The 24,461-nt window shown below is 62.4% G+C and carries 25 protein-coding genes, 1 tRNA gene and 1 pseudogene; 16 read left to right on the top strand and 11 right to left on the bottom strand.

Annotation, left to right across the window (positions count from 1 at the left end):
• The first annotated feature begins 50 nt into the window (after positions 1 to 50).
• The 4 genes and pseudogenes from Q0X85_RS06545 to Q0X85_RS06530 all read left to right on the top strand — a co-directional run bounded on the left by Q0X85_RS06545 (position 51) and on the right by Q0X85_RS06530 (position 2,909).
• A tRNA-Met gene (locus Q0X85_RS06545) sits at positions 51 to 127 on the top strand.
• Positions 128 to 175: 48 nt separating this feature from the next.
• Entirely contained in the window at positions 176 to 844 is a 669-nt protein-coding gene (locus Q0X85_RS06540; protein WP_297770590.1) for a helicase-related protein, read from the top strand.
• Between the two features lie 66 nt (positions 845 to 910).
• Positions 911 to 1,729 (top strand): hypothetical protein, encoded by an 819-nt coding sequence (locus tag Q0X85_RS06535; RefSeq protein WP_297770587.1) that lies wholly within the window; start codon positions 911 to 913, stop codon positions 1,727 to 1,729.
• 237 nt (positions 1,730 to 1,966) lie between these two features.
• A pseudogene (locus tag Q0X85_RS06530) lies at positions 1,967 to 2,909 on the top strand (IS630 family transposase).
• A gap of 536 nt (positions 2,910 to 3,445) precedes the next feature.
• Here the strand turns inward: Q0X85_RS06530 and Q0X85_RS06525 are convergent.
• The 7 genes from Q0X85_RS06525 to dctP form a co-directional block, all read right to left on the bottom strand.
• On the bottom strand, positions 3,446 to 4,960 hold the full coding sequence (locus Q0X85_RS06525; protein WP_297770584.1) for an aldehyde dehydrogenase (NADP(+)): 1,515 nt from the start codon (positions 4,958 to 4,960) through the stop codon (positions 3,446 to 3,448).
• Positions 4,961 to 5,011: 51 nt separating this feature from the next.
• Positions 5,012 to 5,737 carry a ribonuclease activity regulator RraA gene (locus Q0X85_RS06520; RefSeq protein WP_297770582.1) on the bottom strand — a complete coding sequence of 242 codons (726 nt, stop codon included), beginning with the start codon at positions 5,735 to 5,737 and terminating at the stop codon, positions 5,012 to 5,014.
• Between the two features lie 12 nt (positions 5,738 to 5,749).
• Positions 5,750 to 7,483 (bottom strand): L-arabinonate dehydratase, encoded by a 1,734-nt coding sequence (gene araD, locus Q0X85_RS06515; protein WP_297770580.1) that lies wholly within the window; start codon positions 7,481 to 7,483, stop codon positions 5,750 to 5,752.
• A gap of 4 nt (positions 7,484 to 7,487) precedes the next feature.
• Complete coding sequence (locus tag Q0X85_RS06510; RefSeq protein ID WP_297770578.1) at positions 7,488 to 7,658, bottom strand: hypothetical protein; 171 nt, start codon at positions 7,656 to 7,658, stop codon at positions 7,488 to 7,490.
• Positions 7,659 to 7,671: 13 nt separating this feature from the next.
• Complete coding sequence (locus tag Q0X85_RS06505) at positions 7,672 to 8,988, bottom strand: TRAP transporter large permease subunit (protein WP_297770575.1); 1,317 nt, start codon at positions 8,986 to 8,988, stop codon at positions 7,672 to 7,674.
• Positions 8,978 to 9,499 carry a TRAP transporter small permease gene (locus tag Q0X85_RS06500; protein ID WP_297770572.1) on the bottom strand — a complete coding sequence of 174 codons (522 nt, stop codon included), beginning with the start codon at positions 9,497 to 9,499 and terminating at the stop codon, positions 8,978 to 8,980. Before Q0X85_RS06500 ends, Q0X85_RS06505 begins: the two co-directional genes overlap by 11 nt.
• Positions 9,500 to 9,574: 75 nt before the next feature.
• Positions 9,575 to 10,600: a TRAP transporter substrate-binding protein DctP gene (gene dctP, locus Q0X85_RS06495; RefSeq protein ID WP_297770569.1), complete on the bottom strand. Its 1,026-nt coding sequence runs from the start codon at positions 10,598 to 10,600 to the stop codon at positions 9,575 to 9,577.
• 129 nt (positions 10,601 to 10,729) lie between these two features.
• Here dctP and Q0X85_RS06490 point away from each other — a divergent pair, with 129 nt between their 5' ends.
• On the top strand, positions 10,730 to 11,449 hold the full coding sequence (locus tag Q0X85_RS06490) for a GntR family transcriptional regulator (protein ID WP_297770566.1): 720 nt from the start codon (positions 10,730 to 10,732) through the stop codon (positions 11,447 to 11,449).
• A gap of 96 nt (positions 11,450 to 11,545) precedes the next feature.
• Here Q0X85_RS06490 and Q0X85_RS06485 read toward each other — a convergent pair whose 3' ends face one another.
• Positions 11,546 to 12,214, bottom strand: coding sequence for a hypothetical protein (locus Q0X85_RS06485; RefSeq protein ID WP_297770565.1), 669 nt, complete (start codon positions 12,212 to 12,214; stop codon positions 11,546 to 11,548).
• A gap of 12 nt (positions 12,215 to 12,226) precedes the next feature.
• Positions 12,227 to 12,832, bottom strand: a complete 606-nt coding sequence (locus tag Q0X85_RS06480) for a protocatechuate 3,4-dioxygenase (RefSeq protein ID WP_297770564.1) — start codon at positions 12,830 to 12,832, stop codon at positions 12,227 to 12,229.
• 77 nt (positions 12,833 to 12,909) lie between these two features.
• Here Q0X85_RS06480 and Q0X85_RS06475 point away from each other — a divergent pair, with 77 nt between their 5' ends.
• Positions 12,910 to 13,701 (top strand): IclR family transcriptional regulator, encoded by a 792-nt coding sequence (locus Q0X85_RS06475; RefSeq protein ID WP_297770562.1) that lies wholly within the window; start codon positions 12,910 to 12,912, stop codon positions 13,699 to 13,701.
• Between the two features lie 9 nt (positions 13,702 to 13,710).
• Here the strand turns inward: Q0X85_RS06475 and Q0X85_RS06470 are convergent, their stop codons facing one another.
• Together Q0X85_RS06470 and Q0X85_RS06465 are read right to left on the bottom strand one after the other, a co-directional pair.
• Positions 13,711 to 14,586 carry a 3-keto-5-aminohexanoate cleavage protein gene (locus Q0X85_RS06470; RefSeq protein WP_297770560.1) on the bottom strand — a complete coding sequence of 292 codons (876 nt, stop codon included), beginning with the start codon at positions 14,584 to 14,586 and terminating at the stop codon, positions 13,711 to 13,713.
• 1 nt (position 14,587) lies between these two features.
• Positions 14,588 to 15,931 (bottom strand): aspartate aminotransferase family protein, encoded by a 1,344-nt coding sequence (locus Q0X85_RS06465; protein WP_297770603.1) that lies wholly within the window; start codon positions 15,929 to 15,931, stop codon positions 14,588 to 14,590.
• A gap of 97 nt (positions 15,932 to 16,028) precedes the next feature.
• On the opposite strand from Q0X85_RS06465, the gene Q0X85_RS06460 reads away from it, so the two are divergent.
• From Q0X85_RS06460 to Q0X85_RS06415, 10 genes are all read left to right on the top strand, one after another.
• Complete coding sequence (locus Q0X85_RS06460) at positions 16,029 to 17,195, top strand: CoA transferase (RefSeq protein ID WP_297770557.1); 1,167 nt, start codon at positions 16,029 to 16,031, stop codon at positions 17,193 to 17,195.
• Complete coding sequence (locus Q0X85_RS06455) at positions 17,192 to 18,067, top strand: SMP-30/gluconolactonase/LRE family protein (RefSeq protein WP_297770554.1); 876 nt, start codon at positions 17,192 to 17,194, stop codon at positions 18,065 to 18,067. Before Q0X85_RS06460 ends, Q0X85_RS06455 begins: the two co-directional genes overlap by 4 nt.
• A gap of 11 nt (positions 18,068 to 18,078) precedes the next feature.
• A complete protein-coding gene (locus Q0X85_RS06450) occupies positions 18,079 to 18,978 on the top strand; it encodes a dihydrodipicolinate synthase family protein (protein ID WP_297770551.1) in 900 nt (299 codons plus the stop codon).
• Positions 18,978 to 19,271: a (2Fe-2S)-binding protein gene (locus Q0X85_RS06445; protein ID WP_297770549.1), complete on the top strand. Its 294-nt coding sequence runs from the start codon at positions 18,978 to 18,980 to the stop codon at positions 19,269 to 19,271. Before Q0X85_RS06450 ends, Q0X85_RS06445 begins: the two co-directional genes overlap by 1 nt.
• A complete protein-coding gene (locus Q0X85_RS06440; RefSeq protein WP_297770546.1) occupies positions 19,268 to 20,689 on the top strand; it encodes an FAD-dependent oxidoreductase in 1,422 nt (473 codons plus the stop codon). Before Q0X85_RS06445 ends, Q0X85_RS06440 begins: the two co-directional genes overlap by 4 nt.
• The gene (locus tag Q0X85_RS06435) at positions 20,686 to 21,783 is read left to right on the top strand and encodes an FAD-dependent oxidoreductase (RefSeq protein ID WP_297770544.1); all 1,098 of its coding nucleotides are present in this window, start codon (positions 20,686 to 20,688) and stop codon (positions 21,781 to 21,783) included. Before Q0X85_RS06440 ends, Q0X85_RS06435 begins: the two co-directional genes overlap by 4 nt.
• On the top strand, positions 21,780 to 22,565 hold the full coding sequence (locus tag Q0X85_RS06430; protein ID WP_297770541.1) for an SDR family oxidoreductase: 786 nt from the start codon (positions 21,780 to 21,782) through the stop codon (positions 22,563 to 22,565). The genes Q0X85_RS06435 and Q0X85_RS06430 overlap by 4 nt, the downstream gene beginning before the upstream one ends.
• 377 nt (positions 22,566 to 22,942) lie before the next feature.
• The gene (locus tag Q0X85_RS06425; RefSeq protein WP_297770539.1) at positions 22,943 to 23,647 is read left to right on the top strand and encodes an OmpW family outer membrane protein; all 705 of its coding nucleotides are present in this window, start codon (positions 22,943 to 22,945) and stop codon (positions 23,645 to 23,647) included.
• 86 nt (positions 23,648 to 23,733) lie between these two features.
• Positions 23,734 to 24,027 (top strand): nitrate/nitrite transporter NrtS, encoded by a 294-nt coding sequence (gene nrtS, locus Q0X85_RS06420; protein WP_297770538.1) that lies wholly within the window; start codon positions 23,734 to 23,736, stop codon positions 24,025 to 24,027.
• Complete coding sequence (locus Q0X85_RS06415; protein ID WP_297770537.1) at positions 23,987 to 24,448, top strand: MerR family transcriptional regulator; 462 nt, start codon at positions 23,987 to 23,989, stop codon at positions 24,446 to 24,448. The genes nrtS and Q0X85_RS06415 overlap by 41 nt, the downstream gene beginning before the upstream one ends.
• The last annotated feature ends 13 nt before the right edge of the window (positions 24,449 to 24,461 follow it).

The raw sequence follows: 24,461 nt of genomic DNA, 5'->3' as shown, positions 1-24,461 counted from the left end.
GCCAACTCAGGCCAATAAACACCGCTCTGCAAATTGGCCAAACAAAGCGTCGCGGGATGGAGCAGTCCGGTAGCTCGTCAGGCTCATAACCTGAAGGTCGCAGGTTCAAATCCTGCTCCCGCAACCAGCTATAGCGAATGACCATTCGCAACAAGGCCCGCCTCCTCGGCAGGCTTTGCTTTTGCAAGAATCTCCAACAGCTGAGGGGGGCGAAGCCGAACTTTTGCTTCAGTTGCAGGGGTATATATCTGGTGACGAGAATACAGAAACCGCTTCAGCGCCCCGCCAGATAGCCAGCCATCTATTCAAACACCTTCGTGGCAGCGACAATCTGGTTTTTGCGGGATCGCGCCAATCCGTCGAGATTTACGCCGATCAACTGCGCAACCTGTGCGAGGATGAACGGCTGCCTCAGGAGTTTTATCCCCATCACGCCAGCCTGTCGCGCGACCATCGTGATTTTGTAGAGCGCCGTTTGAAAGACGGATCAAAACCGACCACGGCGATCTGCACTTCAACGCTGGAACTGGGGATCGACATCGGGGATGTGGCCTGTGTCGCCCAGATCGGTGCCCCGTTCAGTGTGGCATCCCTTTGGCAGCGCCTGGGTCGCTCGGGCCGACGAGCGGGGCAGCCCGCCGTTCTGCGCCAATATGCCGTCGAGACGCGGCTGACCCCCGATAGTAACTATATTGACCGGCTTCGTCTCGGGTTGATCCGCGCTGTTGCGATGATTGATCTCCTGCTTGAGGGCTGGTGTGAACCGCCCAAAGCGCAAGCCCTTCATTTGTCAACACTTGTTCATCAGATACTCTCGGTGATTGCCGAACGCGGGGGCGCGTAAGCCGGAAGACTCTACCGTATTTTATGCCAGGAAGGACCATTCAAGGCTGTTGAAACGCCAGTATTCATGGACGTTCTGAGGGCCCTTGGTGATCCAGAAACCGGCTTGATTGAGCAGAGTGATGACGGGCCGCTGCTGTTGGGTCGAGTCGGCGAAAAGCTGGTCGAACATTACAGCTTCTACGCAGTTTTTCAGACGCCAGAGGAATACCGTCTGATCTCTGGTGGCAAAGAACTGGGAACTCTACCCATCGTGAACGTCATGGCGCCAGGCATGATGATCATATTTTCCGGTCGGCGCTGGGTCATTGAGGAGGTGGACGACCGCGACAAGGTGATCATGGTCAATCCGTCCAAGGGCGGCACGCCGCCGATTTTCGGTGGTGATCCCGGTGATATTCATGACGTGGTGATCCAGAGGATGTTCAAGGTGCTGGAAGGTAACGATGCACCAACATACATGGACCAAGTGGCCCGTGATCTCTTGGATGAGGCCCGCAGGCACTATGCCGAGCTGGATTTTGCGACATCGCCCATATCGGCGTTGAGTGAACGAAGCTATGCGATCGCGACTCGAGTTGGAACGGTAAAGACAAACACGCTTGCTCTGGCACTCAGAGGCTTGGGCGTCGCAGTTGAAACCCACGATGGCTTTTTGTCGGTGGTTGCACAGGATGAAATGACCGATTTGAGCAGCGTCTTAAAGGGGTTAGCGACTGGCGGCGAGGTTGAGTTATTCGGTGATCAGACAAATTTGATTTTTGAAAAGTTCCATCCATACCTGACGCGTGACCTCCTACAGGCAGATGCGCTGTCTGCAAGGGTAGACCAAAGTTCATTGAAGAAAGTATGCAGCGGAATCATTCAGAACCCGTTCGTCGAATGACTGATCAAGGGGAAAAGCAGGTGATCCGTGTTCCGGCGATATCGGCCCATACTGGATTTCGACCGCTACCACTTGATGCTGCGGTACGGCCCGTGAAACTGCCATTCGCTGCGTTGGCAGTGTCGAGTTTGGGTATCCGCTCCTAGAACGCCTCAGTTTTTCTCTGAATCGGCAGGGGATTCCCAAGTTGTGCTTTTTGTGGTTCAGAATCCATACTGGTGAAGGAGGCCAGCATGGATTCTGAAACCGTATTCAGACGAGCTTCGGGAGCGTTTTGTCGCAGCGATGCAATGCGGGGCGATCTGCCGTAGCGTTGCCGCGCAGTTCGGGGTCGCGCCGTCGAGCGTGGTGAAATGGACGCAGCGTTCGGCGCAGACCGGGTCGGTGAGCCCCGCGCAAATGGGCGGCTATCGCTGACCCATTCTTGAACCGCACCGGGACTGGCTTCTGGATCAGGTGCAATCCCGTCCGCACATCACGCTGGGGATGCTGCAAGAGATGCTGGCGAGGCGCGGGATCGCGGTGAGCCACGACACCGTCTGGCGGTTCCTGCGCGGCTGTGGGTTCAGTTTCAAAAAAGACAATGGTCGCCGATGAGCGTGAGCGCCCCGATGTGAAGCGTCTTCGCGACAGGTGGCAGCGCCATCAGGGGCGCATTGATCCGACGCGGCTGGTTTTCATTGATGAAACCTGGGTGAAGACGAACATGGCCCCGCTGCGGGGCTGGGCCCCCAAAGGCGAACGCTTGCCCGGCGCGGCGCCCTTCGGGCATTGGAACACCTCTACCTTCATCGCCGCCCTGCGCCATGACCGCATCGATGCGCCCTGGGCGTTCGACGGTCCCGTGAATGGCAGCATCTTCCGAACCTATGTCGAACGGGTTCTGGTCCCCACCCTCAGACCCGGCGATGTTGTGGTGATGGACAACCTCGGCAGCCACAAGAGCCAAGCGGTGCGGCAGGCGCTCCGCTCGGCCGGTGCCCACCTCCTGTTCTTGCCGCCCTACAGCCCGGATCTGAATCCGATCGATCAGGCCTTCGCAAAGCTCAAACACTGGATGCGCACCGCGGCACCCCGATCGCGGGACACGCTCTGGCGCTCCGTCGGAACGATCCTCAAACGCTTCACCCCCGATGAGTGTGCCAACTACCTTAAAAACGCTGGTTATGCTTCCGTTTAAACCTGAAACGCTCTAGTAAACAGCTTCTGATGCTTTTTTCCTTCCAGGTCCGAAGCATGCCATCCTTGTTCAACAAAGCGATGTACACAGCGCGGAGCCCCGGATCGTCACTGAAACTGGTGTTTGGTTTGTACTTGTGCAGATCGATATGGAACACTCGGCGCCGGTTCAGGGTTGATAGGGCACGATCGAGCCAATCTGGCTCCGCCCAGGGGATCAGCCCTTCATCTTGATTTCAAGCACGATGATTGCTTGGCTCCGGCCTCCATTGTCCCCAGACTTGGCTTTTCAGCACGATCTTTCCGTTTTCCGTGTACCATGATCGCCGGTCGCTATCCGGTTGCAAACCCAATCGCTCGGTCAGCCTCTTGCCAAGGCCGGGGCGCTCAATCGCATACCGCGTCGCGATTTCATCGCCCGCATCAATGCCGATTGTGTATCGCTCCGGTTCCCAGATCAGGGGGTCAAATTCGCGCCTTTGATCATGGCGATCCGCCTCGCCGTTCGAGTCCAGTCCGGCGACCGGGCGGGCACGCCTATTTCAGGTCGTCCGGCAGAATGGCCTCGGGCAGGCCCTGATAGCAGACCGGGCGCAGAAAGCGGCGGATGGAAAGCGTGCCGACCGAGGTCGCGCCGAAATTGGTCGAGGCGGGATACGGCCCGCCATGCACCATCGCGTCGCAGACCTCCACCCCGGTCGGAAAACCGTTGGCCAGGATCCGCCCCGCCTTGCGTTCGAGCACCGGCAGCAGTTTGCGCGCCGCATCCCTATCGCCGTCATCCATATGCAGCGTGCAGGTGAGCTGGCCGTTGAGGCTTGCCGCCACCTGCTCCATCTCGGTCAGGTCCGCCACCCGCACGATCAGCCCCAAAGGCCCGAACACCTCTTCGCCGAGCGCTTCATTGGCGAGCCATGTCTTGCCATCGGTCTCGTAGAGATAGGGTGTGGCGTTGCGCTGGTCGCAGGTGCTGCTCAGGACCTCCTGAACGCCGCTTGACGCCGCGACGCGGTCGCGCCCATCGCGATAGGCCCGGGCGATGCCGTCGGTCAGCATGACCTGCGCGCCGGTCTTCGAGAGCGCCGCCTTGGTGGCCTCGGTGAAAGTATCAGCCTGGGGTCCGTCGATCACGATGGCGATACCGGGATTGGTGCAGAACTGCCCCGCGCCCATGGCCAGAGACGCGGCCCAGCCTTCACCGATGGCCGCGCCACGGGCCGCCACCGCCTCGGGCATCAGGAACATCGGGTTGACCGAGCCCAACTCGCCGAAGAACGGGATCGGCTCGGGCCGCTGCGCGCAGAGATCAAAGAGCGCGCGGCCCCCCGTAAGAGAGCCGGTAAAGCCGACGGCCTTGATCAGCGGGTGCTGCACCAGCGCTTGCCCGACCTGCCGGGTACCGCCCTGCACGAGGCTGAAGACGCCCTTGTGAACACCGCATTTCGCGATGGCGGCATGGATCGCCTCGGCGACGATCTCGCCGGTGCCGGGATGCGCGCCGTGGCCCTTGACCACGACCGGACAGCCCGCCGCAAGGGCGGCGGCGGTGTCGCCCCCGGCGGTCGAGAAGGCCAGTGGAAAGTTTGACGCGCCAAAGACGGCGACGGGGCCGATGGGCCGCTGCATCGCCCGCAGATCGGGGCGCGGCAAGGGCTGACGCTCGGGCAGGGCCGCGTCGTGGCGGCGGTCGAGGTAATCGCCCTTGCGGATATGCTCGGCGAAAAGCCGCAACTGACCGGTCGTGCGGCCACGCTCGCCTTGCAGGCGGGCCTCGGGCAGGCCGGTCTCAGAGGTGCCGATCGCGCTGATCTCGTCCCCCCGCGCCTCGATCTCATCGGCAATCGTGTCGAGGAACGTGGCACGCGCCTCGCGGCTGGAATAGCCGTAGGACAGGAACGCCTCCTCTGCTGCCTGCGCCGCCGCATCGACCAGATCCGGCGTGCCGACGGAGAACGCATGCGCCACGCCGCTGGCAGGTTCGGATGAAAAAGTGTCCTCAGAGGCGACCCAGTTACCGTCGATCAGATGTTTTCCATGCGGTGTGAATGTCATTGCGTATCCTTTTGGCTTTTCATTGATCAGGAAAGGGCGCGCGTCGCGGCGTCAGCGACCGGTCTTCTCGCGCCAGGCTTCGAACTTCTTCTGGTTCTCGTCCTTGGTGCAGGGATAAAGTCCGATGATTGCGGCCCCGTTCTCGACCTCTTCGAGCACGAACGCCTCGAAGGCTTCCATGCCCTTGCACTCCGCCGCGATCTCGTCCGCCAGATGCGCGGGGATCACGATGACCCCGTCGCGGTCGCCAACCAGGATGTCACCCGGAAAAACCGGCGCACCGCCGCAAGAGATCGGCACGTTGAGGTCAAGCGCCTCGTGCAGCGTCAGGTTGGTCGGGGCCGACGGGCACGCGTGATAGGCGGGCATGGCGAGTTGTCCGATGCCATGGGCGTCGCGGAACCCGCCGTCAGAGACGATCCCCGCCGCGCCGCGCTTTGCGAGCCGGGTGACGAGGATCGACCCGGCAGTGGCGGCGCGGGCATCGCGGCGCGCATCCATCACCAGCACATGCCCCTCCGGGCAGGTCTCCATCGCGACGCGCTGCGGGTGGTCGGGGTTGCGGAAAACGGTGATCGGATTGCGGTCCTCGCGCGCCGGAATATAGCGCAGGGTAAAGGCCGGGCCGACCATGTTCTCATCCTTGGGCGCGACCGGCACGACGCCCTGAATGAACTGATTGCGCAGGCCGCGCTTGTAGAGCGCGGTTGCAATCGACGCGCTCGATATCGTCTTGAGCTTGGCACGGGTGTCGTCGGAAAGCGGGTGGTCTGTCATCTGGATTGTCCTTCAGAAAATGTCGGGCTCGCCCGCGTTGCGGCCGAAATCGGATTGCAGAAAGTCGAAGTCGCAGCCTTGGTCGGCTTGTGTGACATGTTGCAGGAACATGTAACCATAGCCGCGCTCATAGCGGGGTTTGGGTGGTATCAGCGCCGCGCGCCGCGCCTCCAGCTCCGCCTCGTCCACCAGCATGTCGAGCCGCCGGTTGGCCAGATCGAGCCGAACGGTATCGCCGGTCCTGAGCAGCGCCAGCGGGCCGCCGACATGGCTTTCGGGCGAGACATGTAGCACGCAGGCCCCATAAGAGGTGCCCGACATGCGGGCATCGGAAATCCGCAGCATGTCGCGATGGCCCTGCTTGATCAGCGCCTTGGGAATGGGCAGCATCCCCCATTCGGGAAAGCCCGGCCCCCCCTGCGGCCCGGCATTGCGCAAGACCATGACATGATCGGGGGTGATGTCGAGGCTCTCGTCATCCACCGCCGCCTTCATCTCGGGATAGCTGTCGAAGACCAGCGCCGGGCCCTCGTGACTGTAGAATTTCGGATCGCAGGCGGCAGGCTTGATCACCGCGCCCGAGGGACAAAGATTGCCCTTCAGCACGGCCAGCGAGCCCTCGTGATAGACCGGGTTCGACAGCGGTCGGATCACGTCGTCATTATAAACCTCGGCGCCTTCCAGGTTCTCGCCCATGGTCTTGCCGGTCACGGTCAGCGCCGTGCAATCGAGCCGCTCCTCGATCTGCGTCATCAGCGCGCGCAGGCCCCCCGCATAATAGAAATCCTCCATCAGATAGTCCTTGCCGGAGGGGCGCACATTGGCGATGAGCGGCGTGGTGCGGCCCAGATCGTCGAGATCCTCAAGCTTGAGACCGACACCGGCGCGCCGTGCCATGGCAATCAGATGCACCACCGCATTGGTGGAACAGCCCGTGGCCATCGCCACGATGGCGGCATTGCGGCAGGACGCATCGGTCACGATGCGGTCGGGCGTCAGATCCTCCCAGACCATCTCGACAATGCGCCGCCCGCAGGCCGCCGACATCCGCTGATGGCCGCTATCCACAGCCGGGATCGACGAGGCGCCGGGCAGCGTCAGCCCCATCGCGTCGGCAATGGCGGTCATGGTCGAGGCGGTGCCCATGGTCATGCACGTCCCCGCAGAGCGCGCGATGCCGCCCTGCACGCCGAGCCATTCCTCGTCCGAGATATTGCCCGCGCGGCGCTCGTCCCAATATTTCCACGCATCGGAACCGGAGCCGAGAACCTTGCCCGCGTAATTGCCGCGCAGCATCGGGCCGGCGGGCAGGTAGATCATCGGCACGCCCGCCGAAATCGCGCCCATCACCAGCCCCGGCGTGGTCTTGTCGCAGCCCCCCATCAGCACCACGCCATCAAGCGGATGCGAGCGGATCATCTCCTCGGTCTCCATCGCCAGCAGGTTGCGGTAAAGCATCGAGGACGGCTTGGTAAAGCTTTCATCGACCGAGAGCGACGGCATCTCGACGCCGAAGCCGCCCGCCTGCGCCACGCCGCGCTTCACGTCCTTGACCCGCTCGCGGAAATGCGAATGGCAGGTGTTGAGTTCCGACCAGGTGTTGAGCACGCCGATCACCGGCTTGTCGCGGAAATCTTCCTCGTCATAGCCCAGTTGCATCATCCGCGAGCGGTGGCCGAAACTGCGCAGGTCATCCGGCGCGAACCACCGCGCGGAACGCAGGTCTTGCGGATCTTTCCTTGTCATTGGATCACCCTGTAAAGCTGAAGCTGTACCAGATCACGGCGGCGGCGAAGGCCAGCCCAACGAGATCCGGCCAGTTGCCGAAATCATGCGCGTCGCGCATCTCCTCGGCCGCGAAATGGGCCGAGTCGATGTCTTCGTCCTGTCGGGTCAGATCGTTGTCTTCGTCTTGGGACATTGAACCGTCCTCCTCAGTCAAGCAGATTTGGCAGCCACATCGCGATGTCCGGGATGAACAGGACTAGTGCAAGGCCGATGGCCTGCAACGCGATGAAGGGCAGCACGGCGACAAAGATGTCCTGAAGCTCCACGCCCTTTGGCGCCACGGATTTCAGGAAGAAGCAGGCTGGCCCGAATGGCGGCGACAGGTAATACATCTGGATGTTCATGGCGAAGAGCACGCCGAACCAGACCGGATCAAAGCCGAGATCGACCACCACCGGCGCAAAGATCGGCACGGTGATGAAGATGATCGCGATCCATTCCAGAAAGGTGCCGAGCACCATGACGATCAGCATCATCACCAGCACGATCATGATCGGTGCCATGTCGAGCCCGGTCAGCAAACCGCGCAGGAAATCGCCACCACCGATGCGGTTGTAGATCCCGATCAGCGACACGGCCCCCAGCACCAGCCAGATGATCGAACCCACGGTCAGCACCGTCTGGCGCATCGCGTCGCGCGCCATGGTCCAGTTCAGCTCCTTGCGCACCCCGGCCACGACCAGCGCCCCCACCGCGCCGATGGCGGCGGCCTCGGTCACCGTGGCGATGCCGGAATAGATCACGCCCAGCACGGTAAAGATCAGCACGGCGGGCAGGATGATGCCCTTGAGGAACTTCAGCCGCTTGAAGAACGGATAACCGGTTTCGGGAATGTCATAGATCGGGGCCATCTCGGGACGCAGACGCACCCGCACCAGGATGTAGGTGATATAGAGCGAGGCGAGCAGCAGCCCGGGCACGGCAGAGGCCGCGAAGAGCTTGGTGATCGAGACCTGCGCGGCCAGCCCGTAGACGATGAGAACGACCGATGGCGGGATGAGCGTAGCCAGGGCACCAGCAGCGCAGATGATGCCGATCGACAGCTTCTTGTCATAGCCCAGCCGCAGCATTTGCGGCAGCGCGATCAGCCCCAGCATCACGATCTCGCCGCCCATGATCCCTGACATGGCGGCCAGCAGGACAGCCACGATACAGGTTTGAACGCCGACAGAGCCGCGAAACCGCCCCCCGGCGATGGCCATGGAATCAAACAGCGACTTGGCGATGCCCGATCGTTCCAGCACATTTGCCATGAAGACAAAGAACGGCACCGCGATCAGTTCGTACTTGTGCAGAACCTCGCTCACATTGGCCGCGACGATGAAGAACCCGGCGCGTTCGCCGAAATAGAGGATCGCCGTGACCAGCGAGACGGTCAGCGTGGTGATGCCGAGCGGCACGCCAAAGGCCATCAGGCCCAAGAGGGCGACGACGATCAGAAGGGTGATGAGTTCAATGCCCACCGGACAGGTCTCCCTCAGAGTTTTGGGCCCACCGGATGATGTTGGCCACGAGTTGCGCGAGGTAGAGACCGCAGCCCACGACGATCAGCACCTTGAGATATGTGGGCTGGGGCGAGTTGAAGGCGGTGCCGCTATGCTCGGTCCGGCCAAGCACCTTCGCGGCCGGCCCCCAGAGCGCCATGGTCAGCACGAGGATCGCCCCGAAGGCGACCAGCAGTTGCACAAGGCGGAAATATCGCCACACGCGCGGGCTCACCAGCAGTTCCATCATGGTGATCGAGATGTGCCGGTTGCGTTGGGTCACGTAGCCCACCGACAGCACCCAGACGGTCGCGCAGAGCGTCATTGCCAGTTCGGTCGACCAGACGGTCGGGCTGTCAAAGCCGTAGCGCAACACAACCTCGAGCGTCGAGATGACGATGCAGGCGAAGAACAGGGTGGAGCAGGCATGGCCGATGAACACGCTGAACCGGTCCATAATCTCGGCGTAGCCTGCGAGCAGGCGTTTCATGGGGTCTCTCCCACTGGCTTGAAAAGGGGCCGGGGCCGCTCCGGTCACATGGAACGGCCCCGGACGGGAGGAACTTTATTCTTCGAAGAGGCCGATCTCGGTCATGTAGGCGAGATGTGCGTCGAGCGCCTCCTGTGCCAGCGCCGATTTCTGCGCGTAATTCTCCCATTCCTGGCGGGCAACCTTGCGAAGCTGATCGCGGTCTTCCTGCGCCCAGTCAATCACCTCGATGTCGTCGGTCTTGTCGTCGCGCTCGGCGAGTTCCCGATCGAGCTTGGTGACCTCGTCGGTCATGGCATGCATTGCCTGATACCACCAGCTGCGCAGGGCCTCCTGATCCTGCGGCTCGAGGTCTTCCCAGACGCCGTGGTTCACGGTGAACTGCATCGCAGGCATCGAGTGGATGCCGGGATAGAGCGGATAAGGCGCCACGTCATGCAGGCCGGTGGCGTCGTTGTTGACATAGGCTGATGCGTCGGCGGCATCGACGATGCCCTTTTCCAGCGCTCCGAAAACCTCCGAGAACGGGATCGCCACGGGCGACGCACCAGCCGCCTGGAACACGGCGGCGGCAAGCCCCTCGGGCGAGCGGATCTTCTTGCCTTCCAGATCCTCAAAGGTGCGGATTGGCTCGCGGGCGACCAGTGCCTCACGCGAATAGGGGCCGCAGGCCACGACCTTCACTTCACCGCCGGTGATCGCATCGGCGGCTTTCTGCATCATCTCCTCGCCGGGACCATCCTCGCAGAAACCCAGCATCTGCTGCGGCGTGTCATAGCCCGAAATCAGATCGCCCAGCAGGGCAAAGGCGGGCTCCTGACCGGAGAAGTAGTTGACGGAGGTGAAATCACCGTCGAGCGCACCGGCGGCCACCGCCTCGGGTGTGTCGCGGGCGGGCACGACCGAGCCGTTTGGCGTCAACACGATGGACACGCGGCCCTCGGTCATCTCCTCGATCTTCGGAAGCCATTCCTCGGTGATGTACTTGGTCGAGAAATCGCCCGCGTTGAACGATGTCTGGATGTTGAGCGTGTCGGCATGGGCCAGGCCCGCCAGCGCGGATACGGATGCTGCGAGCAACGCAGTTCTGGAAAACGTCATAAGGTTCCTCCCTTGGACATGACCGGGGGCCTCCCCCCGCGGCTATGTGATGTACTAATATATTAGTGTATTTTTGACAAGCATTGCTTATGTTACCTGCAACACGACACCAATGATGAGCGGAAACCGATGACAGAAATGCATGAAGTTTCACGAAAAATCCAACCGCCGCCGTCAGCGGCAAGACGTCCGATAAAGCGCGGGTCGGCAAGCACACAGATCCACAACGCGCTGCGGGAGCGAATCGTCGCGCTTGAGTTCACGCCGGGCGAATTCCTCTCGCGCTCTGAGATTGCAGCCTATTACGGGGTCAGCCAGACGCCGGTGCGCGACGCCATGATGCGGCTTGAGGAAGAGGGGCTGCTGATCATCTATCCGCAATCGAAAACCCTCGTTTCCAAGATCGACGTGGCCCACGCGCAGGAGACCCAGTTCCTCCGGCTCTCGATCGAATTGGAGGTCACGCGCGGCCTCGCTCAGGCAAAAGCCTCCGACAGGATCACCAAGGCCCATACCTGCCTCTCGCTCCAGCGCGCCTCGGCGGCGGCTGGAGATCTGGATGAATTCTCGCGTCTCGACCGTGCCTTCCATGCCGCGCTCTACGACGCGGTGGGGGTCGCCAATCTCTGGAACATCGTCACCGCAAGATCAGGCCACATTGACCGGCTTCGCAATCTCAACCTGCCGGACCCGGGCAAGTCCGCATCAATCCTGTCGTGCCACGACCGCATCCTCGCGGCGATTGACGACGGCGATACCGGGACCGTGGAGGCCGTCGTGCGGGAACACTTGTCGGGAACGCTGGCACAGGTCGACAGGATCATGGAGCGGCACCCGGAATACTTCTGATTTTGTTCAGCTTTTCCCAGCCTTTTCAGGCACGAAGCGCCTTACCTGGAAAGCGGCGGAAAAAATCCCTCAACGCATAGATATGCGAAAGCCCGCTCATTCGAAGTAGGTCGCGTTGCGGCCACCGACGACGATGTCGAATTGGAAGCCCTGCGCGACATCGGTTTCCGGCGTCGTGTAAGACTTGCCGATATTGCGCTCAAATCCGTCACCCATCAGCACCGCCATCGGGTCGGTTGCATTGTTGGGCTCATCCGGGAAATACATCTGGGTGATCAGCCGTGACGAGCCGCCGCTGATCGACAGGTGGATATGTTTGGGCCGCCAGCGCCCGATATCGGGGCGCGCCAGGTAAGCACCTGGGCTGATCGTCCAGAACCGATACCGCCCTTCGTCATCGGTCAGCACCCTCCCCATGCCGAAGAAATTATCGTCGAGTTTGAGCCCGGAGTGATCCTCGATATGGCGGTAGCGGCCATAGTGGTTGGCATTCCAGATTTCGAGAAGCGCACCGCGCAAAGGCCTCCCGCTTTCTGTCCTGAGGGTCCCAGTGACCTCGATCGCCTCACCGTCAGCGCGCGGCATGTCGGGGGCGATGCGGGTCATGTCCCATTCATGCTGGCGGGTCACCGCGCGGGCGGGTACCACGGGTACAAAGCTGTCACGCACCCGCTCGGGGATCAGCCGCAACCGCTGGCGCGGGGTGCGTTGATCAGAGGTGTTGTCGGTCGGGCCAATGCCGATTTGTCTGCCGAGTTTGGTCATCTGTCTGTCTCCTCAGCTTTCCAGATCGTCAAAGAACGGGGTTTCGTTGTCGCCCGCCATGATGATGTCAAAGCGGTAAATCTCTGCGCCATCTTCGGCCGTGCCATCGCGTGTGGCCATCAGGCGGGGGCGGTCTTCGCTCTCCAGGGCTTGCAGCAGCGGGTCACTGTCATTGGCCGGATGCCCGGCAAAGAACATCTGGGTGACGATCCGGTTGATGCCATCGGAAAACAGCGTGACGGTGATATTGGGCGCGCGGCCCTCGGAGGCACCGGGCATGATGGTGCGGAAAGTGTAGTCACCGCCGCGGCTGCGCAGTCGGCCATAACCGTGAAACCAGGGGTCGATATCGGCATGACCTTCGGTGGCGGGGGTGCGATAAAGGCCCTTGGCATTGGCCTGCCAGAACTCCATCACCACGCCATTGGCGAGGCTGCCGTGCCGGTCAAGCACGCGGCCCCGCAGGATGAGATGCTGCCCGCTTGGACCGGCGACAACACCTGGATGGATGCGGGTCAGGTCCTCAAGGCTGTCATCGCCGAAATAAATCGGGAAATAGGGCCCGCAGGTATCTTCGTTGGTTGGTAGCAGGGCGTTGGCCCTTTGCTCATCATTCATTCATTTCCTCCATTGAACAGAGTGCGTTTTGCATATAAAACGCTCATGCGTTTCCTGTGAAAGACTGATCCGAACACATGACCGAATCTGCCAACCATTCCATATACTTCGTTCCTGGCCTGCAACGCGGGCTGCGGGTGCTCGAGATCCTTGGTGCCGCAGAAGAGCCGATGTCGCTGAGCGAGATCGCTCGCCAGATGGAGCTGAGCCGCTCCTCGGCCTTTCGGCTGGTCTATACGCTGCGCTACATGGAATTTATCAAAGAGGCAGAGCAGAAGAACACCTTTACCCTTGGGGCACGGGTGCTCAACCTTGGCTTTGCCTATCTCAACCAACTGCCGATCACCTCGATTGCCCGCCCGCATTTGGCCGCGCTGCGCGACACCATTGGGGTCAGCGCCCATTTGAGCGTGCTTGAAGGCCAGGATGTGCTTTATCTGGTCAGCCATCAGGCGCGCACGGGTTTTGTGTCGAACATGGTGACGGGCACGCGGACGGATGCCTATGCCTCGGCCATTGGCTGGTGCCTGCTGTCCTCGTTCAGTGACGGGGAACTGGCCGCATTTTGTGACAGGCAGGAGATGAAGGCCAAGACCGAACACACGCCCACAAGCTTTGCCGAGTTGAAGGCGCGGGTCGATGAGGTGCGCGCTGACGGTTATATTTTTTCGCACGGCTTTCACGAGCCGGGCGGTTCCAGCGTCGCCGTGCCGGTGCGCGACAATACTGGTGCGGTTGTGGCCTGCGTCAATATCTCTGGCCCCGACAGCGGCTTTGATTTTGACCGGATCGACAGCTTTTACGTGCCCGAAACCCGGGCCTGTGCGCTGCGGATCTCGCGTGAGCTGGGATATGGTGGACCGGAATAGCATCGTAGCTTAGCACATCCCCAGGATATGGCGGGCCTCCGACGGGCTGGCCACCTCGCCGCCAAGGCTGGTGATGATGCCGACGGCCTTTTCCACCAGTTGCGCGTTCGAGAGACAGTGCTCGCCCTTGGAAATATAGGCGGTGTCCTCCATGCCGATGCGGCAATGCCCGCCCAGCAGAAAGGCCTGCGCCAGCATCGGGAAGGCCATGCGACCAATGCCGAAGGCCGCCCATTCGGTGCCTTCGGGCAATTGGCTGGCCAGAAACGCCATGGTTTCCGGGTTGGCGACGGCACCAAAGCGCACGCCCAGCACCATCTGCACCATCAGCGGCGTCTGGATCACCCCGCGTTTGATGAAATCCTTGAGCATATGCAAATCGCCGGAATCGAAAATCTCGACCTCGGGTTTGACCCCGGCGGCGTAGATGCGTTTGGCCATGATTTCCAGGTTGCGCGGCGCGTTGATCACGCTGGCCTGACCGGACCACATGGTGTTGAAATCCAGGGTGCAGATCTCGGGGCGCAGTTCTTCGACATGGGCGACGCGCTTTTCCGGCACACAGAGGGTAGAGCCGGGGGCGGCGATCTGCGGATTGTCCTCGGACGGCACAAAGCGCCCGCCCTCGCCGGTGGTGAGGTTGAGGATCACGTCCTCATTTTTCTCACGGATGCGCTCCACCAGCTCGCGGTATAGCGCCAGATCCATGGAGCCCTTGGCGGTCTCCGGGTCACGTACATGCAGATGCAGGATCGCAGCGCCCGCTTTGGCCGCCTCCAGCGCCTGCTCGGCGATCTGGGCCGGGGTGACGGGCAGGTTCGGGCTGATCTCCGGTGTCATCAGGTTGCCGGTGATCGCGGCGGTGAGGATGGTCTTGCGGGACATCTTATCCCTCCATCTGCGTCAGGGTGGTCTCAATCGCCTCGGCCAGCAGAGCGACGATTGTGTCGATCTCTTGCGCCGTCGAGATATAGGCGGGGGCGAGCAGGACGTGATCGCCCAGCGTGCCATCGGCGCAGCCCTGCGCCGGGTAACACATCAGTCCCAGATCAAGCGCTGTGGCGCGGATCGCCGGGGCCAGCCTTGCCTCAACAGGGAAAGGCGCCTTGCTGGCGCGATCCTGCACCAGTTCGACGCTCCAGAATAGCCCGCGTCCGCGAATGTCACCGACATTGGGGTGGCCCCCCAAACGCGCCACAAGCCCTGCGCGCAGCTGCTCGCCGCGCTGGCGAACGTTGTCGAGCAAGTTGTCTTCCTCGATCACCTTCTGCACTGCCAGCGCCCCGGCAGTGGCGATGGCATGGGACATATAGGTATGGCCGTTCCACAAAAGACCGCTGCCGTCCTCGATGGCTTTGACCACCTTTTCGGTGGCCATCACGGCGGCGATGGGGGCATAGCCCGCGCCCAGACCCTTGGCCAATGTGGTGATATCGGCGGCGATGCCTTCCTGCTCCAGCGCGAACAGTCTGCCGGTGCGGCCCATGCCGCACATGACCTCATCGGCGATCAGCAACACGCCGTGGGCGTCGCAAATCTCGCGGATGCGTCTGAAATAGCCCTCGGGCGCGGGCTGCGTGCCCAGCGAGGCACCGACGACCGGCTCTGCGACAAAGGCCATAACGTTCTCGGGGCCTAGCTCGCGGATCTGCGCATCCAGCAGGTTGGCCATGCGCAGGGCGAAATCAGCCTCTGATTCGTTATCGTGTTGCATCCGATAGCCATAGGCCGCGTCGATATGGCTGACCTCCATCAGCAAAGGCTGGAACGGCGCGCGCCGTCCGGCGTGACCGCCGGTTGCCAAGGCCCCCAGCGTATTGCCATGATAAGACGGCGCGCGGGCGATGACCTTGCTGCGGGGGCTTTCGCCGCGTTCCAAATAATACTGTCGGGCCAGTTTCAGCGCCGCTTCCATCGCCTCGGACCCGCTGCCCAGATACATCACCCGGCCATTGCCGGTGCCTTCGGGCGCGCGGTCAATCAGGAAACTGGCCAGCTCTTCGGCAGGTTCATTGGTGAAGAAGCTGGTATGGGCAAAGGCAACCCCGTCGATCTGCGCCTTGAGCGCGGCGCGGACACGTTCATTGTCATGGCCAAGGCAAGACACCGCAGCCCCGCCGCAGGCATCCAAATAGCGTTTGCCGGTTTGGTCGATGAGCGTCGCGCCTTCGCCGCCAACAACTGTCGGGAGCGCATCTTTGAGCGAGCGATGGAAGAGGTTGGACATGATTCTGATTGCCGTATTGCATATTGAATGATGTTTTGTATATTAAACAAGAGCGAGAGACTCAAGCAGTTTCCGCACAAGTTGAAAAACGGAGAAGACGATGACGGGTGCGTTGTCAGGAATACGGGTGGTTGAGCTGTCGCAGGTGCTGGCGGCACCTTTCTGCGGTTATCAGTTCGCCCTGCTTGGCGCTGAGGTCATCAAGGTCGAGCTGCCAGACGCGCCCGATTGCGCGCGGGGGCGCGGTCCTTTGCCCGAGTTGAACGCCAGGGGAATCGGCGTCAACTACCAGGTGCAGGGCGGCAACAAACGGGCGCTGGCACTGGATTTCCGTAGCAAGGCCGGGCGCGCGGCATTGCTCAAGCTGGCCGAAAGCGCCGATGTCTTTTTGGAAAACTACACGACGGGCGCTATGGAGTCGTTCGGCCTGGGCTATGAGGCTTTGCGGCAGTGCAATCCGCGCCTCGTCTATTGTTCGATGACCGGCTATGGCGATCAGGGGCCGAAAGCGTCCAAGGGCGCTTATGACAATACCATTCAAGCCGCCTCGGGAACCATCGGGCAGTGCAACGGCGTGAAACCCGGCCTGTCCTTTGTCGATTACGCCGCAGGCTATTCCGCCGCCTTCGCGATTTCGGCGGCGCTGTTGCAGCGCGAGCGCACCGGCGAAGGCTGTTATATCAGCGTCTCGATGCTGGAGGTCGCCCTGTCGCTGATGGCACCGGAAGCGGCGTCCACGCAGGCGGCGCCCGAGGCGGAAAAGCATAAGGAGGCCGGGATTTCGGCCTATGAGACCGCCGACGGGCGGCTGATGCTGGGCGCCTTCAAGCCGTCGCAATATCGGAAGCTGGGCACCTGTTTGACGGGGCAGGGGTATGATGTGGGCCTGCTGGAACAGATCCACGATTGGCCCGATGTCTGGCAGCATTCCGCCGCGATCCGGGAGGATTTGCAGGCGATTTTCGCGCAGCGCCCCGCCGAGGAATGGCAGATCCTGCTGGAGGCCGCCGGAGTGCCCGCCGAATGCATCGTCTCTCTGGCCGAGGCCGTCACCGCCCCGCAGCTCGCCGCGCGCGGTTATTTTGCGCCGTCCCCGGCCGATCCGTCGCTACGGCTGCCGCTTGCGGGTTTCAGGATGACAGAGGGCGGTGCCGCGCTGCACAGCGCTCCGCCAGAACTTGGGCAGGACAGCCGCGCGGTGCTGGCAGGTGCCGGGCTGAGCGGGGGTGAGATCGAGGCGCTTTTCGCCGAGGGGATTGCCAAATGATCCGCCTCACCGCCGAACCCGCCTTAATCCTGCCCGAAGAGCACCGTCATAGAGGGGAGCCGTCGGATTGGGCAAAGATGACCCGACCGGGTCAGCCGATGCACTCTTTCCTAGAGGCGGCGTTCTTTGATGAGGACCGCAACCTTTGGCTTTCGGATGTGCCTTATGGCCGCGTTTTCCGCGTCTCGCCCGAGGGTGACTGGCAGTTGGTCCACCGGATCGACGGCGAGCCCCATGCCATGCGCATCGCCCCGGACGGGCGTCACATCGCAGTGGACTACCGCCACGGGCTGATCGAGTTGACCGGGCCGGATAGCTTTTCGGTGCTCAGCACCGGGCTGGAGGGGCAGCCGTTCCTCGGCCTGTCGGATATGTGCTACGGCGCGGATGGCACGCTATGGTTCACCGATAGTGGCCGCACCTCACTGAGCGATCCCACGGGCCGGGTCTATTGCCTGACGCCTGCGGGCGATCTGCGCCTGCTGCTCGACTGTGTGCCCTATTCCAACGGCATTTGCCTGTCGCCTGATGGCGCCTGGCTCTATATCGCCGTGACGCGGGCCAATCAGGTCTGGCGCCTGTCCGCCCGTCTGCCCGACAGTGGTCAGCCGATGGTCGGCACCTTCCTGCACCTTTCGGGTGGGCTGGGCCCCGATGGGCTGGCGACCAATGTGCGCGGCTGGCTCGCCGTGGCGCAGGCACAGGCCGGGCGGGCCTATGTGTTCGACGCGCTTGGTGATGCGCTGGCCGAGGTTCGCCTGCCCGAAGGCCAATGGACCACCTCGGTCACCTTCCACCCCGACACACCGAACCGCCTCTATATTGTCGATGCCCAGACGGGCAGCGTCTTTACCTCTGACATTCCCGATTGACGGATAAGCCTATGAAAAAAGAAGACCTCCACGGCTATGTGCCGGCTATTGCCACGCCCTTCAACGAGGCGGGCGAGATCATGGAAGATGCTTTTGTCGAGCTGTTCGAATTCCTGATCAAACGCGGCGCGACGACGATCTGCATCGCCGGTGACAACGGCGAAAGCTGGGCGCTGTCTGCGGCGGAACGCGGTCGTCTGGTGCGGCTGGCCAAGGACACCGCCAGGGGCCGCGTCAAAGTGATGATGGGCATTTCCGCCCCGACCATCGACGCCTCGCTGGCCTATGTGAAGGCGGCCGAGGACAATGGCGCCGATGTTCTGTTGTCGATGCCGCAGACCTATGTGCTGAAGGCGTCGGAGGCCGAGCTGATGGCGCGTTTCGACAAGGTCGCGGCGGCGACCGACACCCCGCTGGTGCTGTATAACTCGCCGCGCCGCATGGGCTTTTCGCTGACAATCGACCAGACCGAGACGCTGCTGAACAACCACAATGTCATCGGCATCAAGGAAAGCCAGCGCGACTTTTTCTATCACACACACCTGTTGCAGCGCTTGGGCGACAAGATGTCGGTGATGACCGGGCCGTGCCATTACATCCTGCCGAACTTCGCGCTGGGGGCCAAAGGCTTCATTGCGACGGGGCCGGAATTTACCGACCTGATGCCGTCCGAGATGGCGGCGGTTGGCGCGGGCGCGCCGGATGACACATGGCGTCATGCGCATTACCAGCTGACTGTGCTTTACGAATTGCTGATGGGCACCGCCACCTGGCCCGCGTCCTTCAAGGCGGCGCTGAACCTGATCGGCCTGCCCGCCGGTGTGCCCCGCGATCCGGTGCTGCCCGCGACCGAGGCCGATATCGACAAGATCAAACGCAGCTTCGATTTGCTTGGGATCAGCTATTCCTGATGCGCCTGACCCCCGATCAATCGGGTCTGATCCGGCGGGCCGAAAAGGTGACATTCACCTTTGATGGCGCGTCGGTCGCGGGGCATGCGGGCGAAAGCCTCGCCGTGGCGCTGTTGCGCGCGGGCCATCTGCATCTGCGTGACGCGCCCGAGGATGGCGCGCCGCGTGGGGCGTTTTGCTGCATGGGGCTATGTCAGGAATGTGTGGTGCGGATCGGCGGGCAGGTGGTGGAAAGCTGTCGCTCTGTGGTTGCATCGGGGCTGGCGGTGACGTCGTTGAAAGAGCAGCAATGACTGAAATGTGCGATATCGCCGTGATCGGGGCCGGTCCTGCCGGGGCGAATGCGGCGCTGGTCGCGTCACGTCACGGATTGACGGTGACCCTGCTTGACGAGCAGCCCAAACCGGGCGGGCAGGTCTGGCGCGCCAAGAGCGCCGCCATTCTGGATGCGCCCTCCACGCCAGAGAGCGTGGCAGGCGGGCAGCTTCGCCAGCACCTGCAGAACAGTGCGGTGACCCATCTGGGCGATTCCCGCGTCTGGCAGATCGAGCAGAGCGCCGACGGCTGGGTGCTGCACCTGCTGCGCCATGGGCAGGTGCCTTCTCTGCGGGCGCGGGCGCTGGTGATTGCCACCGGCGCGCGCGAGTTTGTGCAGCCGGTGCCGGGCTGGACCACGCCGGGGGTTCTCGGGCTGGCCGGGGCGACGGCGCTGTTCAAGCAGGAACTGGCGCTGCCGGGAAAGCGCACGGTGGTTTCGGGCACTGGCCCGCTGGTGTTCTTTGTTGCCGCCGAGATCCGCCGTTTGGGCGGCGAGGTGGCTGCCGTGATCACACCCAACAGCCGGGGTGACTGGCTGCGGGCCCTGCCTGCGATGGCGCGGCGTCCCGATCTGCTGATGCGGGGGGCGCGTTGGGTGGCTGATCTGATGCTCGCCGGGGTGCCAGTCCACTGGCGTCATGCGGTGAGCGAAGTTGAGGGCAACAATAATGTAAAGACGGTCAGGTTCCGCAAGCTTGGCGCGGATTGGTCGCCTAAGGCAGAGGCTCGCAGCGTCGAAGCGGACAGCCTTTGCCTCGGCAACGGGCTGATCCCGGCTGTCGAGACCGCACAGCTTGCCGGATTGGCGCTGGAGCATCGCCCTGCATTGGGCGGCTGGGTGCCAAAGCGCGGGGCTGATGGCGAAACTGCTGTGCCGGGGCTGTTTCTGTGCGGTGACGGTGCGGGCATTCGCGGTGCGGCGTCGGCAGAAATCGACGGCCAGCTTGCGGGCCTGGGGGCGGCGCAGCATCTGGGGGCAGAAACAGCGGCCGAACGGGCACGGCTGCGCCCGTCTTACACCCGCGCGGCGCGTTTCGGCATGGCGATGACCGCGCTGAGCATTCCGCGCAAAGGGCTGGCAAAATTGACGCGCGACGACACCATTGTCTGCCGCTGCGAGAGCCTGACATATGGCGCAATCGCCGCCGAGATTGCCGGCGGCGCGGCCAGCACCAATGCGGTGAAATCCGGCCTGCGGGCGGGCATGGGCGCTTGTGGCGGCAAGTTCTGCCAAAGCACCGTCGCCCGGATGATCGCGCAGGCTGAGGGGGGCAACGAGGCCGACGTGCCACCGCCGACGGCGCGCCCGCCGCTGCGCCCCGTGCCCGTCGCCGCGCTGGCGGGTGACTTTGACTATTCCGACCTGCCCATCCCGAAACCGGCCCCGCTATGACCCAAATCTATGACATCGCCATTGTCGGCGGCGGCATCATGGGCTGCGCCGCCGCGCTGCGCCTCAGCGCGGGCGGCATGGCCCCAGTCGTGCTCGATCAGGGTGATCTGGGGCAGGGGGCCTCGGGCGTCAACGCAGGCACGCTCAGCCTGCAAATCAAACGCGTCGAGCTGATGCCCTATGCGCTCAAGGGCCATCACGAATGGGAGCGCATGGGCGACGCGGTGGGGTTTCACAAGACCGGCGGCTATACGCTAGCCTTTACCGCGCGTGAGGCCGAGCTGCTGCATGAACGGCAGACGCTTAAGGCCGAGGCAGGCGCGCCGATCACTTTCGTGTCGCCGCAAGAGGTGCACAAGGCCGAACCCAATCTGGCGCAAAAGGTCGTCGCGGCGAGCTATTGCCCCGAGGATGGCTATGCCAACTCCTCGCTGACGGGTCAGTATTATCGCGGGCAGTTGCGCGATCAGGGCATTGCCTACCGCGAACGTTGTCCGGTGACGGCGATTGAACAAGGCGATGGCTTCACGCTGACCACGCCAAACGGTCCGATCCGCGCGCGGCGCTTGTTGCTGGCCGCTGGGGCCTGGCTGAACCCTGTCGCAGCGCTTATGGGCGTTGATTTGCCCGTGCAGGCGCGGATCAACACGGTTTCGGTGACCGAACGGATGCCGCCCCTGATCTCCACCGTGATTGGCCATGCCACCGGCCTGTTGACCATGAAGCAAAAGCCCAATGGCACGGTCCTTGTCGGCGGCGGCTGGCAGGGGCGCGGCACGCCGCAGGAGGGGCGCGGGCAGGTCTCCGCCGCCTCCGTGATGCCCAATCTTGCATTGGCGCAATACGCGCTGCCGGCACTGGCCAAGGCCCGCGTGCTGCGCAGCTGGACCGGGTTCGAGGCCAATGTGCCGGACTTCTACCCGCTCGCGGGCGCATTGCCGGGGGTCAAAGATGCCTTCGTGCTCGGCTGCGTGCGCGGCGGCTATACCATCGGCCCCTATATCGGCGGCCTGATGGGCGATTTCATTCTGGGCCGGGAGCCGGAGCTACCCCTGTTCGACCCCGCCCGCAACTTCAATGAGGAAACCGCATGAGCCCGACTTCAAATGATAAATCCCGCCTTGACGGCAAACTCGCCATTGTCACCGGCGGTGGCAGCGGCATTGGCGAAGCCACCGCCAAGGTCTTTGCCGAGGCGGGCGCCACCGTCGTGGTCACCGGGCGTCGGCTGGAACCGCTGCAACAGGTGGCCGAGGCCATCGGTGGCCATGCCATCGCATGCGACGTTTCCGATCAGGCGCAGGTCAGGGCGATGTTTGCGCAGGCGCAGGCGATCACCGGCACGGTGGATGTGCTGCTCAACAACGCGGGCGGACCGGGGCCGATTGCGCCGGTGGCCGAGGTCGACATGGGCGACTGGGTCACCTGTATGCACATCAATCTGGTCGGCGCGATGTATTGCCTGCAAGAGGCGGCGCGGATTATGGGCGCGCAGGGTTCCGGCTCGATCATCAACATGTCCTCGCTGATGGGCATTCAAGGCTATCCGATGCGCTCAGCCTATGTGGCCTCGAAATTCGCGCTGATCGGGATCACCGAGACCATGGCGCGAGAGCTTGGGCCCGTCGGAGTGAGGGTCAATGCGCTGATGCCCGGTGCGGTGTCGGGTGAGAATATGGACCGCATCCTGGCACGGCGTGCCGGGGCCGAGGGCCGCTCTGTCGAGGAGATCGAGCGCGCGAATTACACCGATGTGGCGGCACTCAAACGCTGGGTCGCGCCCGAGGAAGTCGGCCGTGCGGCGCTCTATTACGCCAGCGATCAGAGTTCAGCGATCACCGGCGACAAGATGAAGGTCGATTGCGGGCGATTTTGAGAAACCGTTGGAGCGGGCCGTAAGCGGAGCGATATCCACCCAGTGCGGGCGTGCCCCTTCGTGCCCGGCATGGCGGGGGCAAGGGAACAGCCTCTCAATGCCGAGGGTCACCAACGAGCACCGGGACTAAACAGCCAGCCATGAATGAAGCTCTTTGACGCCCGTCGAAGTGCGGGTCACGGCGAGCTTTCTGGCCAGTATGGCGGCGGCTGTGGAACGGAACCTTCAGAGGGCCGGTCCAGTGGGCTGCGAAAGGGCGCTTGATTTTTATTAATCTATCATTAATGTCATATTTTGTGGAGAGAGAGTTATTATAAAAGGCCAGGGAGCTGGTCGAATCTTTCTTCATAAACACATTTTAAACGGGAGGGAACGTGATGAATTTGACGAGAGGACAGGGAACGGTGTCGAAGTGGTGGGAGCGGTTCCGTCAAAAACGGTTATGTCTGGGGGCCGTACTCTCGGCATGTGCCGCGTTGGCCGCGGGCTCCGGGGCAGCACTGGCGCAGGACGCCAAGCCCTCGGGCGACGACTGGGCGCACAGCTTTCTGGTTCGGGGCCGAATTGCCGGTATCTTCCCCGAGGACAGCGCCAGCTACAATGTCCCCGTGAGCACACATGTCTCGGATCAGTTCATTCCGGAACTCGACCTGTCATACTTCTTTACCAACAACATCGCGGCAGAAACGATCTGCTGCATCACCAAGCATGAGGTATCCCTGTCGGGCGGGCCGGCGCTTGGCGATGCGTGGTTGATCCCGCTGTCGGTCATGGCCCAATACCATTTCCACGTCGGCGGCGGCGTCAAACCTTATATCGGGGCTGGGCCCGCGCTCGTGCTCGTCACTGCCAATAGCCGAAAGGGCCCGGCAACCTCCTTCAATCTCGAAACCTACAATCCCGGATTTGTTCTGCAGGCCGGGGTCGATGTCAAGCTCAAGGATAACTGGTACCTAAATGCCGATATCAAGAAATTCTTCGTGGACATCGACGCACAAGTCACCACTGCCGCCGGTGCGGTCACTGGAAAGGCCTCAATTGATCCTATCGTTGCGGGCATCGGAATCGGATATCGCTTTTGATCGCGACAGGCCAAAGGAACTGACGAGCGCCCCATCGGATGCCCCGAGAGGGGCATTCGCGCCTCAACAAACAAGCAGATGAACGCATGAACAGCTTTATTTCCAACCTCGGCGTGTCACAGGCCATTGTCCTGCGCTCCGGCCGGATTGCCATCGTGGTCGGGACCGTTCTCAATCTGATCAATCAGAGCGATGCCCTCTTCGGGTCCGGCGAAAGTGATCTCACCAAGGCGGGCTTGACCTATTGCGTTCCGTTTTTTGTTGCTATGTATGGGGCACTGTCCGCGACCAATGACTCCAGAAAGACGACCCTTGGCCAAGATCAGCGACACCAGACAAATGAAGATCGGAGAACTCGCGCGCCTCAGCCGCCTGAGTGAACGCTCCTTGCGTCATTATGAGGATCTGGGCATCCTCAAGCCCGAGCGCAGCGATGGTGGCACGCGCACCTATGGCGCGCGGGATGTGGTTCTGGCCAAGATGATTCAGAACATGCGCGATCTCGACATCCCGCTCGAGATGATCGCCTCCATCGCAGGCGTGCGCGCGCATCACAGCACTGGTGCGGACTCGTCCCAAGAGGTGGCGGCCAAACTCAACGAATTGTCCGATACGCTCATGCTCATGGCCCGCCTTGCGATCGAAATTCAGGGCGAGGTGAACAGCGTCCTGAGCGCAGTCAATGAGTGCCGTGGCTGCACCAACAAACCCTCCCGCTCCGGCTGCCCAACCTGCCCGATGAACAGCGTATCGGAAATCTCACCGCTCGCAGATATGATTTGGCGCGGCGAGTCCGCCTGAGCCTGCCAAACCT

Source organism: uncultured Roseovarius sp. (assembly GCF_947259555.1).
Lineage (GTDB): Bacteria > Pseudomonadota > Alphaproteobacteria > Rhodobacterales > Rhodobacteraceae > Roseovarius.
The sequence above is the reverse complement of the archived record's forward strand: the minus strand, read 5'-3'. Positions and strand labels throughout refer to the sequence as shown.